This is a genomic window from Marisediminitalea lipolytica, from assembly GCF_001758465.1.
Taxonomy (GTDB): Bacteria; Pseudomonadota; Gammaproteobacteria; order Enterobacterales; family Alteromonadaceae; genus Alteromonas; species Alteromonas lipolytica.
Genome location: NZ_MJIC01000014.1, coordinates 539,410 through 556,256, shown reverse-complemented (window position 1 = coordinate 556,256; position 16,847 = coordinate 539,410). Strand labels below are relative to the sequence as shown.

At 44.2% G+C, this 16,847-nt stretch carries 14 protein-coding genes; 4 read left to right on the top strand and 10 right to left on the bottom strand.

The window, feature by feature from the left end:
* The 9 genes from BFC17_RS13455 to BFC17_RS13415 are packed head-to-tail and all read right to left on the bottom strand — an operon-like array spanning position 1 to position 10,673.
* Positions 1 to 594, bottom strand: coding sequence for a D-sedoheptulose-7-phosphate isomerase (locus tag BFC17_RS13455; RefSeq protein WP_070176984.1), 594 nt, complete (start codon positions 592 to 594; stop codon positions 1 to 3).
* Positions 582 to 1,610: a GHMP family kinase ATP-binding protein gene (locus BFC17_RS13450; protein ID WP_070176983.1), complete on the bottom strand. Its 1,029-nt coding sequence runs from the start codon at positions 1,608 to 1,610 to the stop codon at positions 582 to 584. Before BFC17_RS13450 ends, BFC17_RS13455 begins: the two co-directional genes overlap by 13 nt.
* Entirely contained in the window at positions 1,600 to 2,829 is a 1,230-nt protein-coding gene (locus BFC17_RS13445) for a TIGR03087 family PEP-CTERM/XrtA system glycosyltransferase (RefSeq protein ID WP_070176982.1), read from the bottom strand. Before BFC17_RS13445 ends, BFC17_RS13450 begins: the two co-directional genes overlap by 11 nt.
* Positions 2,829 to 4,742: an XrtA/PEP-CTERM system amidotransferase gene (locus tag BFC17_RS13440; protein ID WP_070176981.1), complete on the bottom strand. Its 1,914-nt coding sequence runs from the start codon at positions 4,740 to 4,742 to the stop codon at positions 2,829 to 2,831. The genes BFC17_RS13445 and BFC17_RS13440 overlap by 1 nt, the downstream gene beginning before the upstream one ends.
* 2 nt (positions 4,743 to 4,744) lie before the next feature.
* The gene (locus tag BFC17_RS13435) at positions 4,745 to 5,845 is read right to left on the bottom strand and encodes a glycosyltransferase (RefSeq protein ID WP_139142078.1); all 1,101 of its coding nucleotides are present in this window, start codon (positions 5,843 to 5,845) and stop codon (positions 4,745 to 4,747) included.
* Positions 5,846 to 5,850: 5 nt separating this feature from the next.
* Positions 5,851 to 7,296: an exosortase A gene (gene xrtA / locus BFC17_RS13430; RefSeq protein WP_175439571.1), complete on the bottom strand. Its 1,446-nt coding sequence runs from the start codon at positions 7,294 to 7,296 to the stop codon at positions 5,851 to 5,853.
* Positions 7,297 to 7,302: 6 nt separating this feature from the next.
* A complete protein-coding gene (locus tag BFC17_RS13425; protein ID WP_070176978.1) occupies positions 7,303 to 8,355 on the bottom strand; it encodes a FemAB family XrtA/PEP-CTERM system-associated protein in 1,053 nt (350 codons plus the stop codon).
* 44 nt (positions 8,356 to 8,399) lie between these two features.
* Entirely contained in the window at positions 8,400 to 9,257 is an 858-nt protein-coding gene (locus tag BFC17_RS13420; protein WP_070176977.1) for an XrtA system polysaccharide deacetylase, read from the bottom strand.
* Positions 9,258 to 9,260: 3 nt separating this feature from the next.
* Positions 9,261 to 10,673 carry a TIGR03013 family XrtA/PEP-CTERM system glycosyltransferase gene (locus tag BFC17_RS13415; protein WP_070176976.1) on the bottom strand — a complete coding sequence of 471 codons (1,413 nt, stop codon included), beginning with the start codon at positions 10,671 to 10,673 and terminating at the stop codon, positions 9,261 to 9,263.
* Between the two features lie 184 nt (positions 10,674 to 10,857).
* Here BFC17_RS13415 and BFC17_RS13410 point away from each other — a divergent pair, with 184 nt between their 5' ends.
* The 4 genes from BFC17_RS13410 to BFC17_RS13395 are packed head-to-tail and all read left to right on the top strand — an operon-like array spanning position 10,858 to position 15,710.
* Complete coding sequence (locus tag BFC17_RS13410) at positions 10,858 to 11,484, top strand: XrtA/PEP-CTERM system exopolysaccharide export protein (RefSeq protein ID WP_070176975.1); 627 nt, start codon at positions 10,858 to 10,860, stop codon at positions 11,482 to 11,484.
* Between the two features lie 44 nt (positions 11,485 to 11,528).
* A complete protein-coding gene (locus BFC17_RS13405; RefSeq protein ID WP_070176974.1) occupies positions 11,529 to 13,100 on the top strand; it encodes an XrtA system polysaccharide chain length determinant in 1,572 nt (523 codons plus the stop codon).
* Positions 13,097 to 14,053 carry an XrtA-associated tyrosine autokinase gene (locus tag BFC17_RS13400; protein WP_070176973.1) on the top strand — a complete coding sequence of 319 codons (957 nt, stop codon included), beginning with the start codon at positions 13,097 to 13,099 and terminating at the stop codon, positions 14,051 to 14,053. The genes BFC17_RS13405 and BFC17_RS13400 overlap by 4 nt, the downstream gene beginning before the upstream one ends.
* Positions 14,010 to 15,710 carry a TIGR03016 family PEP-CTERM system-associated outer membrane protein gene (locus BFC17_RS13395; RefSeq protein WP_139142077.1) on the top strand — a complete coding sequence of 567 codons (1,701 nt, stop codon included), beginning with the start codon at positions 14,010 to 14,012 and terminating at the stop codon, positions 15,708 to 15,710. Before BFC17_RS13400 ends, BFC17_RS13395 begins: the two co-directional genes overlap by 44 nt.
* 53 nt (positions 15,711 to 15,763) lie before the next feature.
* Here the strand turns inward: BFC17_RS13395 and BFC17_RS13390 are convergent, their stop codons facing one another.
* Entirely contained in the window at positions 15,764 to 16,843 is a 1,080-nt protein-coding gene (locus BFC17_RS13390) for an XrtA/PEP-CTERM system-associated ATPase (protein ID WP_070176971.1), read from the bottom strand.
* Positions 16,844 to 16,847: the final 4 nt, after the last annotated feature.

Here is a 16,847-nt window from a genome sequence, read left to right as displayed (position 1 = left end):
TTATTGTGGTTTAAATTCGGCAAACATTAGCTCTTCTACAATGCCACACAGAATATGGCCGAAAGAGATATGCGTTTCCTGAATATAAGGCGTGCAATCAGAGGGCGCGTTAAGCGTAATATCACACATGCTCGGTAACTTACCGCCGGTACCACAAAAAGCCACAGTGTGGATCCCCATAGACTGAGCTTGCTCTACCGCTTTGATTATATTTACCGAATTACCCGACGTGCTTATGCCTACAAATACGTCGCCGGCCACACCGTTAGCCTGAACCTGACGCGAAAATAACTTATCAAACCCGTAGTCATTACCAATAGCCGTTAACATAGAAGTATCTGTAGTTAACGCGATAGAAGGTAAACCCGGACGATCAAAATTAAAGCGGCTTACGAATTCGGCGGCCAGATGCTGAGAATCCGCGGCGCTGCCGCCGTTACCGGCAAACATGACTTTCTTACCGTTTTTAAGTGCTTCAACACACAGCGCGGCGGCATCTGCCAATCGTTGCAATAAAGCTTCATCAGCAAGCATCTTTTGTTTTGTTTCTATGGTTTTTTGCATGTGCTCACGGATGTATTTCAAACTGTCCATGCCGTTACTCCAAAGTTAGTAAATTGAAAAGAGTGGACCTGACCACTGGTTTGCTTAAGCGCCTTAATCAACGGCTGTTTGTGGATTGGATCAACAAACATCATCATAAAGCCGCCGCCCCCGGCACCAGAGAGTTTAAGCGACTTCGCGCCGTGATCAATGGCCAGTTGCGCAACCTCTTCAATATAGCTGTTACTAATCGAAGCAGATGTGGATTTTTTGGCCAGCCAGGCTGATTTCAGCACGTTTGACATCCCTTCAATATCGTTGCGTAGTAAACACTCTTTCATTTCAAATGCGCTTTGCTTTACTGCGTGTAACGCATACAGTGATTTATCTTTGCTTTCACTACTTGAAGATGCCTTAATTTGGTCATCAATGATTTTACCTGAGTCACGCGACACGCCGGTAAAGTACAGTACAATCTGACTTTCCAGCTCATTTTGAATGTCAGTACGGATCCTTAAAGGATTAACCAGCACGCGATCTTCATGAAATTCCATAAAATTGAAGCCACCAAAGGTAGCAGCATACTGGTCCTGTTTACCGCCGGATAATTTACAGTCTTCGCGCTCTATTTCGTAAGCCAGGTGAGCCAGATCGTACTCACCCAAAGGCAATTTAAGCAGTTCGCGGTACGCAGCTAGAATAGCAACCACCATGGTAGAAGATGAGCCCAGACCGCTTCCCGGTGGCGCATCAGAATGCGTAATTACGTCAATGGCCAGAGGTTCGCCCTGGTTATAATCTCTGACTACCCGGTTATAGATGGCTTTATGTAATATCAGCGTGTCGTCCAACGCTAGCTCGGGCAGCGCATCACTCTCAAAGGTTTGTTCGATATCCTGCGCATTAAAGTGTACTTTGCCATCATCCCGGGTTTGAATAGTGGCGTAGGCAAACATATCCAGCGTGACGTTAAGTATATAGCCACCGTATTTGTCGCTGTAAGGCGATACATCTGTACCACCACCAGCCAACCCAATCCGCAATGGTGCTTTGGATCTAACTATCATAAGGAGCGTCCTGTTCTAATAATTGGTCAAGCAAGGCCAGTGCGCCGTCCCAACCATAACGCTGTATAATCCACTCACGGTTTTCTTCACCAATTCCGGACAACTTCGCAGCGTCGTTTATTAAGTCATTAATTATTTTAGCCTGATGCGCGGCATCATCCTCAACCAAAGGAGTTTGCTGAGCAGGCAATGCTATACCTTCCTGACCCATTGAGGTCATCACAACCGGTTTGGCCATCGACATGGCCTCCAGCACTTTGTTTTGCACTCCGCGCGCTATTCGCAGCGGGGCAACACACAACTGAGACTGACTCACATAAGGCCTGACATCAACTACCCGGCCAGTTACAACAACCCCTGCGGTTGACGCTAAAGCCTTAACCTTCTCGCTGGGTTTTCCGCCAACGATGTAAAAATACAGCTCTGGGTGCTGGGCTCGCACCAAAGGCCAAACATGCTCTACAAACCAGACTACAGCATCCACATTTGCCCAGTAATCCATCGCACCGGTAAAACAGATCACCCGATGGTCTTTATCCGGGCTATCGGTAAAATCGAAGGTCGCGTTTGGATCAAAATAGTCGGTATCCACACCGTTGCCCAGCGTGACTATTTTATCTTTTAGTGAAGACGGACTGATTTTTCGGAAGTGATCCCGTTCTTCATCGGTTATCAGGGTCACCGCATTAAATTCTTGCAAAATCTTTTGCTCGTAGGCTTCTACGAGTCGCTGTTCACGGGCATATATCCAGGCAGAGTAAAAAGGCTTGTTCTCAGCATACTGACGCCATTTATCTGAATCCACATCAGCCATATCAAGAATACGTTTTTTGCCAGCGTATTTTTCGTGTTCGATAAACTGAGCAGTTCCACCAGAATAAGCAATCAAACGATCAATACTGCGTCTGGCAATGACATCATCTACCCACTGTTGCATGCTCTGATCTTTATAGTGATGGGTAGAAACCGGCTTACCCGCCAGCAGCGACGTAACGCCTGATTGTAAACTCGACCTGCCACAAATATCGACGGTGAACAGTTCTACACTCATGGCCTGTACATCTTTGATGTACTGACGATCATGCTCATCATCAATAAAACAACCAATCACCACGTGATAACGACTGGCTAAATATTTAACCAGATTATAAGTGGTGATCTTATCGCCTTTATTAGGAGGAAATGGGATCCGGTGGCATAAAAACAGCACGGTTTCCATTATTGCACTTCCTTACTTTCATTTTGTAAAAATAAACCCAGCATAAACAGTGTCCACAATGATGCAGAGTGATCATATTTACCCGATAAATGTTGCTGTATTTTTTTATTCAGCTCAGACGTGTTAAAAATACCACTGTTTTTTACCGCATCACTGCCCATAACGTCGACTAATTTGTCTTTCAGCGGGCCTCTCAACCATTCTGCTAAAGGTACACTAAAGCCCATCTTCTGACGATAAAGGTTTTCCTCGTTAACATAGGGCTCTAAGGCTTTTTTGAGTAATGCTTTGGTTTCGCCATTTTTGATATTTTGTTGTGAAGGTACGGTAAAGGCCCATTCAACAAACTTATGATCCATAAAGGGCGAACGAACCTCCAGCCCATTAGCCATACTTGCGCGATCCACCTTGGTATTGGCGTCTCCCACCAACCAGGTTTTATAATCCAGATATTGGATGAGTTTTAAAGGATCGGAAAACTGTTTGGCAGAAAGGTATCGCTGGTAAACCGCATTCGCATTGTAGCGTCCCAGCTTTTGCTTAAAGGCAGGAGAATACAGTGCGTTTCGCTCATCGATGCGAAGCTTGCTCATACTATTCATAAAAGCTTCGGCAGTAGTCATAGACAGCGACTGAAAGGTTGTTTTCGCTCTTAAAAACTGTGGGGCCCAATCGAGTTTAGGGTATAACTTACCCAGTGGTTTAAAGACCACTTTACGTAAAAATGCGGGTATTTTCTGGCGCACGCGCTCTTCTGCCAGATGCAGCTTATAGCGCCGGTAGCCAGCAAACAGCTCATCACCACCATCACCAGAAAGAGCAACGGTGACATGCTTTCGCGCCATTTGACATACTTTATAAGTCGGCAATGCCGACGAATCAGCATAAGGTTCATCAAACACATCAATCAGGCTGTCGATGAGGGATAAGTCATTATGATCGACAATTTCTACCGAATGATCGGTTTTATAACGGTCAGCAACAAGCTGCGCAAAGTCAGTTTCATCAAAATTCTTAACATCAAAGCCTATAGCGCAGGTTGTCACCGGCTTATCTGCCATGGCTTTGGCCATAAATGCAACGACCGCACTTGAATCCACGCCACCTGATAAAAAGGCGCCAAGGGGCACTTCAGCTTCCAGGCGAATTTCCACCGCTTGCTGAAATTCTTTAATCAAAGCTTCGCTAAGCGCTTGCTGGTCATCGCTGGCGGTGTCGGCATCCCAGGGTAAATCCCAATAACAAACCGGTTTTGCGGTGTCTGCAGGCTGGGTAGCATCAAATAAAAAGTAATGGCCCGCTTCAAGTTTGTAGGTTTGCTGATAAATGGAACGGGGATCAGGCACATAACCAAAGGCTAAATACTCTTCGATGGCCTCGTTGCTTAAATCACGACAAAACAGTGGATGTGCTCTGAGCCCTTTTAATTCAGATGCAAACCCGACTGAGCCGTCAGAAAATAAGCTGTAATAAAGCGGCTTAACTCCTAAGCGATCGCGAGCAACAAAAAGTTGTTTGGTGTTATCGTCCCACAGGATAAAAGCAAACATCCCACGAAAACGCGGTAAACAATCAACGCCCCACTCTTCCCAGGCGTGAACGATAGTCTCAGTGTCACTTTGCGTTTTAAACTGGTGGCCTAATGCGGTTAACTCAGCGGCAATTTGTTTGTAATTAAAGATTTCGCCATTAAATACCACCACCACGGAATTATCTTCGTTAAAGATTGGCTGATGACCGCCCGCCAAATCGATAATGGATAAACGTCGATGACCCAGCGCGATAAAATTATTAAAGAAATAGCCTTCGTCATCATTACCACGGTGAGCCTGTGCCCGGTTTATTTCGCGCAGCACGGATTGTTCGGGTGCTACGGTGTTATTTGGGTAAAACAGACCACTGATCCCACACATAATCAGACTCTCCCCTGATAAATTTGTCGGTAAGCTTCGACCATGGCCTCTTCGCTATATTCGGCAACGATTCTCTGTCTCGAGTTTTCACCCATAAGTCTGACTTTTTCGGGGTCAGAAAAACAGTCCAGCATCAGCTTTGTTAAAGCTTGCTCATCTTCGCTTTCATACAACCAGCCACAGTGTTCATCAATAACCTCAGGGATTCCACCAACACGCGTAACCAACGGTGGAATTTCACAAGCCATGGACTCTAATAACGTCATCGGGATCCCTTCGGCCAGCGAACTCATAACAAAAACGTCAAAGTCATCATACTCTGCTTTCATATCTAGCTTAGGTCCGGCAAGGTGGACTTGTGACGTCAACGCTAACTGCTTAACCAGTTCGTTCAATTCATCAAAACATTCACCACCACCAATCAGCTTTAACTGGCAGTGTGAGGCAAACTCCGCAGATTGCCGGGCGGCTTGTCCAAAAGCCCGAATCATCAGTGTTTGATTTTTAATTTTTGCCAGACGACCAACGTGGCCAAAAACGAACCGGTCTCTGTTGGGTTGATGTTGCTCTGTTGGCGAAAAATGCTGTGTATTAATGCCATTTACCACCAGTTTAAGCTTAGCCGGCGTTATTTTTACATCATTCAGCAGCCAGTTGAATAAGTCCTGAGAAACCGGCACGATAACCGTTATAAAACGAGACAGGAGCTTTCGAAGTAATCTGTATTTTTTATTGGCACCTGTAGGATCGAAGATATCCCGGCCATGTTCAGCATGAACCCGCAACTTTACCCCGGCCAGCCACGCCACGAACTGCAATTCGATAGTTGCCAGATTATAAGTGTGGATACAATCTGGCTTATAAGCTCTGATTTCATTATAAAACCGCTTAAAAATACGCCAGTCATTGCCCTGACGTTTTTCCAGATCAATCACGCTCACCGGTTGTTCTAATAAGTCGCTAAAAGCTTCAGAATGACCGGTCAGAGTAACAATTCGATGCTCAAACTCATCACCAGGCAGAGAATTAATGCAATTGAGTAACACTTTCTCTAAGCCACCAATATCGAGCCGGTGAACAACGTGCATTATCTTTTTCTTCACGCGCCTTATCCCTTACCGGCAATCACAGTCATAAACTGTTCAGCGACCTGAAAATCAGGGACTTCTGCTACTATAAAATAGCCATCACTGCTCTGGCCACTCAATTTATTGACAAGCTGTTGCCATTTAACAGCTAGCGTACTGGTGCTCTGGAACTGACCCACCTGATACCAGGCAACAAGAATTTTCTTATTCCCGACAATATTAACAACCTCTGCCACCTGCACCTGATGACCGCCCAGATTTCTTGTGGTTATGCTCGATTGTGTCCACCGCTCGTTGTCGAATACGCGATGACGGCTGCTTACCAACTCTTTGTTATGCAGTTGTTCGTTAACATAAACCACACGGAATGTAACCTCATGCCACTGACCAAACCAGGTCTGATCTTCGGTTGGAGCAGCCCAGGTTGCATTATCAACCGGTGTCACTCCCTCTGTGCTGATAAACCTGTTAAACGGTTCGTTGGAGAGGTTATCCTCATTAAAGTTTAACAACTGACTACCCAGCCAGCCTGGCAACAACATGGTTATAACAAGGGCAAAAAAGCCACTGTAAAGTTTTCCGGCACGATGAGAGCCAGGCGCTGTAGCAGCACTCTCAGGCGTCTCTGCTTTGTCGGTACCAATTGAGCCAATGTAAAACAACAGCACCAGAATAAATGCAAAGAAAAACCAGCCGTATACCAAATGGTCAGCGCCAGTGGCGTACTTCATATCTGAGTAATAGCCAATGACCATGATGCCAAAGGCTCTGAATCCGTTAGCGATAACAGGTAACACAGCACAGATAAGAATAAACAACAACCGCTTCCAATAGCGTGTGTAGCTTAAATATGAAAACAGAACACCGATGGTAAAGGTGCCTATTAAAAACCGAACACCGGCACAGGCCTCCGCAACGTGGAACGTACCGTTTGGTAAATAAAGATAGAGACCTTCACGATAGACAGGAATATCAACGATGTTTAAGAAAAACACACTCAAATCGGCAGTAATCTGCTGCAGATAAGGGACTAACTCTTCCCCAAATGGAATGGCAAACAGTAAATAAAACAAGGGAAAGGCCAGTATACGGCTGACTGAATTACCCAGTAAGGCCCACAATAATAAAATCAGACTACTGACAGCGGCAGCATGCATGAACAGGTTTATTTCGAGCTCAGCGACAACTAAATAAGCCAGCTGCAGCAATAAAAGAGGTATAAACAACCACAGGTTGGGATTGATTTGGGCAAAACTCAGCTGTTCACGTTTTTCGTAAGCCAGGTAAATCGATATCGCTGGTACAAAAAAACAGTGTTTATACGCTTCTGAAGCAGACCAGACACTTACCATATGCACAATGGCATCACTGAATGACCAGAACCATATCCCTAGTGACACCAGAGCCAATAGTAGCCAGGTTGATGTAAAGCTGTTAGAAGTGTCCTTTTCTACTGTCTGATTCATATTCATCTAGCCCAGATATTTGGAAAGGTAAGGCCCTACCAAACGACTGAGCCACAGAGGAAGTTTCTTCCAGGTATTAATAAATAAGGCATATTTAGGGTTATTCGGACTCAGATTTGGCTGCTCGGTTGCTTCAACCAACGCCCTTTTATAATGCAGTGGTTCGGCCGGCATGCCGTAAGACAGCTTATACTTCGCCGCGCCTGAATCGTCTTTACTGCGACCAAAATCATAACGTGTACAACCCAGTTCACGTGCATGGCACATCAACTGATAATACATAAAATCGTTGCTTTTAAGTGCTCTTGCATCGTGCAACCCGCCACCGTAGTAGGGCAATACTTCATCTTTGTAATAAAAGCTAAGTACTGATGAGACGGGCGTTCCCTCACTGGTTAACACCGTTAACACATCTAACTTATCGCCAAAAACCTCGGCCAGATTATGAAAGAACTGCTTATGAAAAACCGGCGTACCAAGGTTTCTGACACTCTCGGCATACACGTCATATGCGGTACCAACATCTTTATTAACCACCGATTGCAATTCGTTTTTTAAAGAATGACGAATAACCGCACGCTGCTTCTTTTTCACTCCAGCCAGAATTGCATCTGGTGTGTCAGCCAGTTCGCAGCCATAAGTTGAATGGTGGCAGAAGATTTCGTAATTAGGATTATCCAGCGGTTTTCTATCGCGTAGCTCGACGAAATCGACCTTTAGCTCTTTACCTAAATCCAACGCTTTGTTTTCAAGCTGAAGTCGAATGGCATCGGTATCCGCAAGCGCCCCACCATATACACAAAAGGGTGTTGAAACGAGGGAATTACCAAATAACAGGCTTTTTACCTGCACCAGTGGCAACACGCCTACGAGCTGTTGCTCACACCACGCAGCCAGGTAAAAGCACGGATGACCAAAGGTTTTCTCAATAACCGTCTTCCAGCCGGTTAAATGAAAAAAAGCACCGTCTTCATGCTTTTCGACATAGGTATCCCAATTTTCGCACTGGTCACTTTGTAATTGAGTGATTGTTAAAGCATTCTCATGACTTAACGCCATTGTGTCTTCCCTACTGCTTAATCGAATGTACTTATTACTGACTCTTATTCTTTTTTAACAGGAATGTTGTAGGCTGATGACATCGTCCCCCAACTATACTGATCCAGTAATTTGATCAGTTTTTTCTCCATTACAGACAAGTTTATATAGTGTCTGACTTTTGACTTCAATGGTGCGCCGCTAATTCTTGGCTGTTCGCTATCGATTTCCCATGGATGAAAGTAAAAACTGTAAGGCTGTTCAGTCGTCTGCATATACTTTTCAATCCGCTTTCTGGAAAGCCAGTAGGGAAGCAAACGAAAATACCCACCGCCGCCAATGCCCAGGTTACGGTTATTCTTCTGAATAGTCGGGATTGGAATTTCAATAATTCCCTCAGGACGTTGGAATTTAAATCGCGGCCAGTCAGGAACGCCATATAAATCGTGGGTTATTGGATACGTACTTGAAGAAAAGGTGAATCCCAATTCCACCAGCACTTCATAAATCCACTCGTTTGTTTCATCAATCGAAAAGCTTGGCGCACGATAGCCAAATATTGGCTTACCACTGGTCTGCTCCAGAATATCCTTACTAATCCGGATATCTTCGGTGACTTCTGCGCGGGTCATCGTTGTTGCCCGGCGATGTGAAAGGCCATGGCTGGCAAGCTCATGTCCTTCATCCACAATACGTTTAATAACATCAGGGCACCGTTTGGCCACCCAACCTAAGGTAAAAAAGGTAGACTTGACGTTTTTCTCAGCAAACAAATCCAGCAATCTGTGGGTGTTATCCCCTACCCTTAAGGGTATATCGTCCCACTTCTCTACAGCTATCGTCGATTCAAACGCGGAAACCTGAAAGTAATCTTCCACGTCTACTGTCATTGCGTTTAAACGCTTGTCACTTTGACCAGACATCTGCTAGCGCCCTTTACCAAACAGAACGACTTCTACCGTTCTAATCAATATCAGAATGTCCAGCAGCAGACTCTGGTGCTTAACGTAATACAGATCAAACTTCAATTTCTCCATTGAGTCTTCTACCGATGCCCCATAAGGATAATTAAGCTGCGCCCAACCAGCCAGGCCGGGTTTAACGTTATGACGCTGGTTGTAATAAGGTACTTCTTTAACCAGTTGCTCCACGAACTCGGGCCGCTCCGGACGCGGGCCTATAAATGACATTTCGCCTTTGAATACGTTAATCAATTGCGGTAATTCATCAATGCGGTACTTTCTTATAAAATTCCCTATTCGGGTAACGCGACTATCGTTTTTCGACGCCCATTTGGCGCCATCTTTCTCAGCGTCGGGTCGCATACTTCTGAATTTTATTATTTTAAATAACTTACCGTTATGGCCTACACGTTCCTGCTTATAAAACACTGAGGTTTTCGTTCTGCGACCATCATCAAGATAGATAAGCAGTGCCGTGATCAACATAAATGGCCAGGTAAAAAACAGTACGAATAACGCCAGGATCGAATTAACCGTGTAATCAAGAGCGTCACGCAGATAGTTTTGCGAATGAAAACCGTTAGAATAGATAACCCAGCTTGGATACATCAGATTTACCGCAATCTGACCGGTTTCCCGCTCCATAAAATCGAGTAAATCAGTAACTTCAATACCACGCAAACGGCAATCAAACAAAATCTCGATAGGCAGAGTACCTCGGCGTTGGTCACAGGCAATAACAATTTCTTCGATATCATTTTCGACCAGGAAATTTCGCAGGCTATCGTCCACTTTTACATGGATAATTTTTTCGTTTTTAATGCCGTCTTCGCGGTTATCGCCGGGTACAGGAACAAATCCCAATAGTTCAAAGCCCAGTCGGTCCACATCCCTGCGCATTCTTTTTTCTATAATAGAAGCCCTTTCTCCGGCACCTAACACAACCAGACGAACCCGGCCCAGACCTAACAACCCCAATCGGTTAGTAAAATAACGGAAAAAGACCAGCGCGATGATATTAAGACTGATTGCGGTAGGCAGAAAATAGGAATGCATATCCAGACTGGAGAATACCGTACCGGTCAGGATCTCTACGATAAAATAACTGAGGCCAAGGCTTACAAAAATCCGCCGGATAATACCGCGAAAGGTCTCCCGCAGTTTGGCTTCATATAACCCTACTGACAAAGAGCACAAAAGTACTGCTAACGTAATAAGGAAGATGTTTATGGTTAAGTTTTCAACATTTGGCTCAGTGATAAGCCCTAACTGAACCAGAATAAAGCTTGTAATATAACCGATGTATGAGACCAGCAACGCTTCCGTGATCACTAACGCATTTGAGCGTTTATTTTGTCTGTTTTTTGCAACTGCCATATTGTTTTACTTGCTGAATACCGTGCTATGGGTGATTATGATAGGACATTTTAAATGGATGAGATAGACTAGATTAAGTTTATCTTGATAAATTTATAAAACCGAAACAAACATTGTTAAAGATGATGTTTTAGCTGCTAACGATATTGTAACCTGCTTTGTAATCGTTAAGGGAAATACAAAAATGAGCAAAATTACTACCATTGGTCTAGCCGGTCTGTTATTGATGCTGGTTTCAGGATGTCAAACCAACCAAACCCTGCCAGAGGCAACTACCAGAACGTCATTAACCTCCGACGTGAATAACTATCAATATCTTATTGGTCCTGGTGATAATCTGACAATATTTGTATGGCGTAACCCTGAAATTTCAGGCACTTTTCTGGTGAGACCAGACGGTAAGGTTACTACGGCACTGGTAGAAGATATCGACGTATCAGGAAAAACCCCGACAGCGTTAGCCCGTCAAATAGAAGAAGAACTTTCCAAATTTATCAACTCTCCTCGCGTGACAGTCAGCGTTACCGGCTTCCAGGGGCCACTTAGTGAGCAAGTACGCGTCATTGGTGAAGCGACAAGCCCTCGCGCAGTCAACTATATAGAAGATATGACGCTGCTTGATCTGATGATTTCGGTAGGCGGCCTGACCGAATTTGCAGATGGTGACAACGCCAAACTGATTCGCGTTATCGACGGTAAAAAGCGCTCTTTTGACATTCAAATTGATGATTTAATTAAAGAAGGTGACATCAGCAAAAACGTTGATATGTTACCTGGTGATATCGTAATCATTCCGGAAGCCTGGTATTAAAAACCACATTTAAATAATTAAATACAAACGGAAAGAAGTACGTTATGCAGGATTTACAACAAGTTCTTAACCAGATACTCGATTACCTGAAGGGTATCTGGATTAAGAAGCGCTTCGTCATCATTAGCTCCTGGTTGCTATGCCCTATCGGTTTTTTTTACGTTGCCACTTTGCCAGACACTTATCAGTCTAAATCGATTGTTTTTGTAGATACCCGCTCGGTACTACAACCATTGCTTAGAGGTATTGCCATTCAGTCTGATCCTGAACAAGAGATACAAATGATGGCCAAAACATTACTGAGTAGAAGTAATGTTGAGCAAATAGCCCGGGAAAGTGATTTGGACTTAGGCACGCAAACGAAAGAAGATTTCGATGACCTGGTAACCTCCCTTACTAAAAATATCAGCCTCAATTCCACTGGCCGGGATAACATTTACACTATTTCTTACCGCAATGAGTCTGCGGCTGTAGCGCAAAAAGTAGTGCAGGAGACTCTGAATTTATTTGTAGAAGGTGCGCTAGGAAACAATCGCAGGGATACCGACACTGCAGGTCGCTTCCTGGATGAGCAAATTGCCGAGTATGAAAGTCGCCTGACAGAAGCCGAGCAACGAGTGGCAGACTTTAAACGCCAATATAACGAAATCCTGCCATTGCAGGGCTCTTTTTATTCAACTTTACAGTCCTTAAATTCAGAATTGGATTCTACGAAGTTACAAATAAAGCAGGTCGACAGACAAATTGAGTCAATGAGCAAACAGCTTAATTCTGTTCGTTCTGCTGACAGTTTTGGTGTAACTAATAATGACCAGTCCATTTTAAAAACTCGCTACGATGATAGAATTAAAGCGCTTGAAGAAGAACTGGATAGGCTGTTGCTTCGTTTTACTGATCTCCACCCCGATGTTCAGGAAGCTAAGACCCTACTCGCCTCTTTAGAAGAAGCCAGAAAAAAAGAAATCGATGCATTTATCAGCCAGAGCGATGAAGACGACGCTACGCCTTCCAACGGCCTCAATATGGAAATTAAGCTGGAAATTAGTCGACTCGAGAGCAATAAAGCATCGCTTCTCGTTAAAGAACAGGATATTACAGATAAAATAGCCGATCTTGAATCTAAAATAGATCTGATACCACAGATTGAAGCTGAATCTACAGCACTTAACCGTGATTACGGTATAACCAAATCTCAATACGAAGAATTACTCGCCCGCAAAGAAGCGGCTAATTTGTCCCGTAGAGCCGATGTATCTGCCGAAGACCTACAGTTTAGAATTATTGAACCGCCGCTTCGACCTACAGCGCCGTCCGGGCCGAATCGCATCATTTTTTATACTGGTGTTCTAGTTATTGGATTCGGTGCAGGTATTGCCATCGCGTTCTTACTAAGCCAGCTCAATCCTGTACTTGTAAGGCCTAAGCAGCTGATGTCATTATCAGATTACCCAATATGGGGGACGGTCAGCCATTTTGATAAAGCTATGATTAAGAAGCGTAACAGACAACGATTAGCTATATTTATTTTATCAACCGGAGCAATCCTTGCCATGTATGGTGGATTAGTTACCGCGGAAGTTTTGGGAATAAAAGTTTTCGGAGGGTTTTCACTATGAGTAATACGATAGAAAAAGCTCTTCAGAGAAAACAAGAGGAATTACGAAAGCAGGCTGAAGCAGAGCAAGCAGCAAATCCTGCTGCCGAACAGCCAACCTCTCCACCGGAAGTGGACGTTGCAGCACAGACTGAAGCTCAAGCTCCGCAGGAGGTCTATCAGCGTAAACCTGCAGCGGAAACCATGTCAGGCAAAGGTGAAATCGATCCCGGTGAAAAAGAACTATTTGAATTAGACCTCAATGCGCTAGAGTCAAAAGGTCATGTCTCGTTAACTGGCTCTCGTTCGCTGGTTAACGAAGAATTTCGTGAGATTAAGCGTAAGTTACTGGGGAATGCCTTTGGACCACTTGCCGGAACCTTAAAAAACAGCAACATCATTATGGTTACCAGCGGCCGGCCTTCAGAAGGTAAAACCTTTACAGCTACCAACCTTGCGCTAAGTATCGCTTCAGAGCAGGATAAAACCGTCCTTTTGGTAGACGCTGACGTGCTTCGCCCAAATATTCTTAACACACTTGGCTTAGAAGGCAGGAAAGGGTTAATGGAATATCTTACCGGCGATGTTTATGACATTGCAGATGTTCTTTACCCAACCAACATTGAAAAGTTAAAAATTATTCCGGCAGGTAAATCTCACCACCTCAGCACCGAGTTTTTAGCCAGTCAGAAAATGCACGAGACCATCAATGAATTTGCTAACCGCTACCCTGACCGGGTAGTGATAATTGATACGCCGCCACTAATCGGTATTACAGAAACGGCTGTACTCGCAAATTTTGCCGGTCAAGCCGTTGTGGTAGTGGAAGAAGGAAAAGCAAAACTTAATGATGTGAGAAATTGTATAGACCGTCTCAATCCGGAAATGGCAATTGGATTTGTAGTTAATAAATCAGTTCACACGGACGACGATGGAACCGGATACTATGGTTATTACAGTTATGCGAAAGACTAAAATAAGGTTTAAAGTTTCATCCCTGCACTGCGCACTGGCGCTAACCACTGTAATGTCAGCGCCTAACGTTGTCATGGCGGCAGATATTGAACTGTATGGCTCATTGAGAACAGAGTTTAGCTCGCAGAACGTAGATCGGGAAAATGACTCCGATTTAACACTGAATACGACTACAGTTACACCGCAAATTGGTGCGACTGCGCAGACAAAAAAAGTTGGGGCAAGTTTTATTGCGACCCATACTTACCTTAACCGGGATAATGAAACTGTCTCACAGGAAAATAATTACTCTAGTTATCAAGGAAAAGTTACCTATAGCCCGATTGAGCGTTTATTATCACTCACAGCATCTAGTAACCTTAGTTACCGACCAGCAAATTCAAATAACTTTATTGTCTCTGATTTCTTATCTAACCCAGATGACCTTGCCAGAACGCAAAACAACTCACTAGGCCTTAATGTTAATACAACACAAGGCGATTTTATTCGTTCGGATCTAAGTGCGACTTATTCAGAACTTAAAGCTGAACCTACAGGAAATAATAACACCAATACATTTAACAACCTGGACACCACTAATCTGAATGCTCGTCTACGTTTAGGCAATGGCGATGAAGCTGATCTTTTGGTTTGGCGCGCTCAGGGACGTTATACAGAAACTCGTAGAGAGGGTGCTGGATACGATAAATTCATAACAATACAAGGAAACGCAGACGTTGACATCATGCTTTCCTCATGGATTGGTGTAAGGGTTTCTGCGGCTACCGAAAGAAATGAAACAGATGCGGAAGGTTCAGTTTTTTCTAACTCTCGCGAATTCTCAAGCTACGGTGCAGGTCTGACACTAAAGCAAAATGAGTCGCGTCGTATCTCTGTTACTTATAACAAAACCAGTTCAAATATCGACGATTCAGATGGTAAAAATTTCGTCGGCGTAGATCTGTTATGGGCATTTAGTGCGAGAACCAGAATCAGCGCACAGTTAGGCAGACGTTTTTATGGGTCCAGTGCGAGAGCTGATATATCTTATAACAGCAAAAATCTTCGTAGCGCAGTTCGATACACAGAGTCAGCAACCAACACTTCTCGCTTACTCGCAAATGTCGAGGGTTTGGGCCTTTTTGTTTGCCCTACAGATAATCAGGAATTAGCAAATTGTCGTCAACCCGACTCGTTGGATTACACTCCACAACCGGGCGAAACATTAGTGCAATTCAACCAGAATCTGTTTGACCTGGATGATGACATTATTGTGAGAAAGGCGTGGAACGGTATCATAGGCTATAGCTTTTCCAGAATAAGTTACAACTTATCAGTGCAAAGCTCCGAAGATTTGTACCAAAGCACTAATAGAGTAAGGGATACCGATGCTATTTTCCTGAATCTAAACTACAAGTTGAGTAGAAAAACCAACCTGGATGCTGGGATTCAATATGCGGAAACAACAGAACAATTTAGCGAAATCGATACAGAAAACAACGAGTCAACAACACAATCTTATATACTTAGAGCCAATCACTCATTTAGTAAGTATCTTAGTGGATTTGCCAGTGCCAGGTTAATGGACCGTTCAGGGAGCTTAACTGGTGGTAATGTCTTTGGTTCTGATTATTCTGAAAATCGATTTACACTGGGCCTTAAGTACAAATTTCTTTAAATACCTTTCTGGTTACCGGCTTTTGCAGCCGGTAACCAGCTGCCTATCCGACGTTAATTATCATCCGTCTTCAATCGCACATAAGTGCGGTATTTTTTCTTAAGCAGTTTGTCGATATATTGAGTTAGCTTGATTTTATGGCTAATAGCGTCGTCCAACGCATCGACTAATTCCCCTAGCATGGCTTTGTAGTATTCTGCATCCCTTACTTCGTTTCCATTCGGGGTTATAAGTCGGGTAGTTGGTTGGGCTGTTGCGCCATTGTCTTCCGCTTCTGGCTCTGCAATAACTTGTGGCTCTTCCGCTTTAGGCGTTTCCGGTACAAACATTTCTTCCCGGACCTCGTCGATTACCGAGTCTACCGCTTTTTCGTCAAGCACTTCGAGCTCTTCCAGAAAACCAAAAAGCAGAATACGATCCATCAGCGTATTAATTTTTCTTGGTACGCCACGGGTAAACTTGTAGATGTGTTCGTAGGCGTCCTCAGAAAAGAGCTGAGTGCCCTTCCAGCCAGCATGCTGCAAACGATACTCAATATAAGAACGCACTTCCTCCAGCGTCAGAGGCGCAAGATGACAGGATGCGACTATTCGCTGACGGAACTGCTCCATATTGGGCGCGCGCAAAATGGGTTGTAATTCTTCCTGCCCCAGTAAAAAACTCTGCAACAAGGGTTTACCGGCTTGCTGAAAGTTAGACAGCATACGCAGCTCTTCGATAGTTTCCAGTGGCAGGTTTTGGGCTTCGTCCACCAGCAACAAAGCACGTCGGCCCTGAGAGCTCAGGGCAAACAGGTAATTTTCCAGATCTTTAAGAATGTCGGCTTTGGTTTTACCTGCCACGTCGATTTCGAATTTGGCGGCCACCATTTTAACTAACTCGTCCGGCGACAGCTTTGGCGTTACTATTTGCGCTGCAACGATGTCATCTTCAATATCGGCTAACAGACTGTTGGCAATGGTAGTTTTCCCGGTACCAATATCACCGGTGATGACGATAAATCCTTCGGCCTGAGACAAGCCATACTGCAGATAAGACATCGCTCGTTTATGCCATTTACTGGCAAAGAAAAACGCAGGATCCGGAGTGAGCTGAAAAGGTTTGGAGTTAAGTCCGTAATAACTTTCGTACATGTAA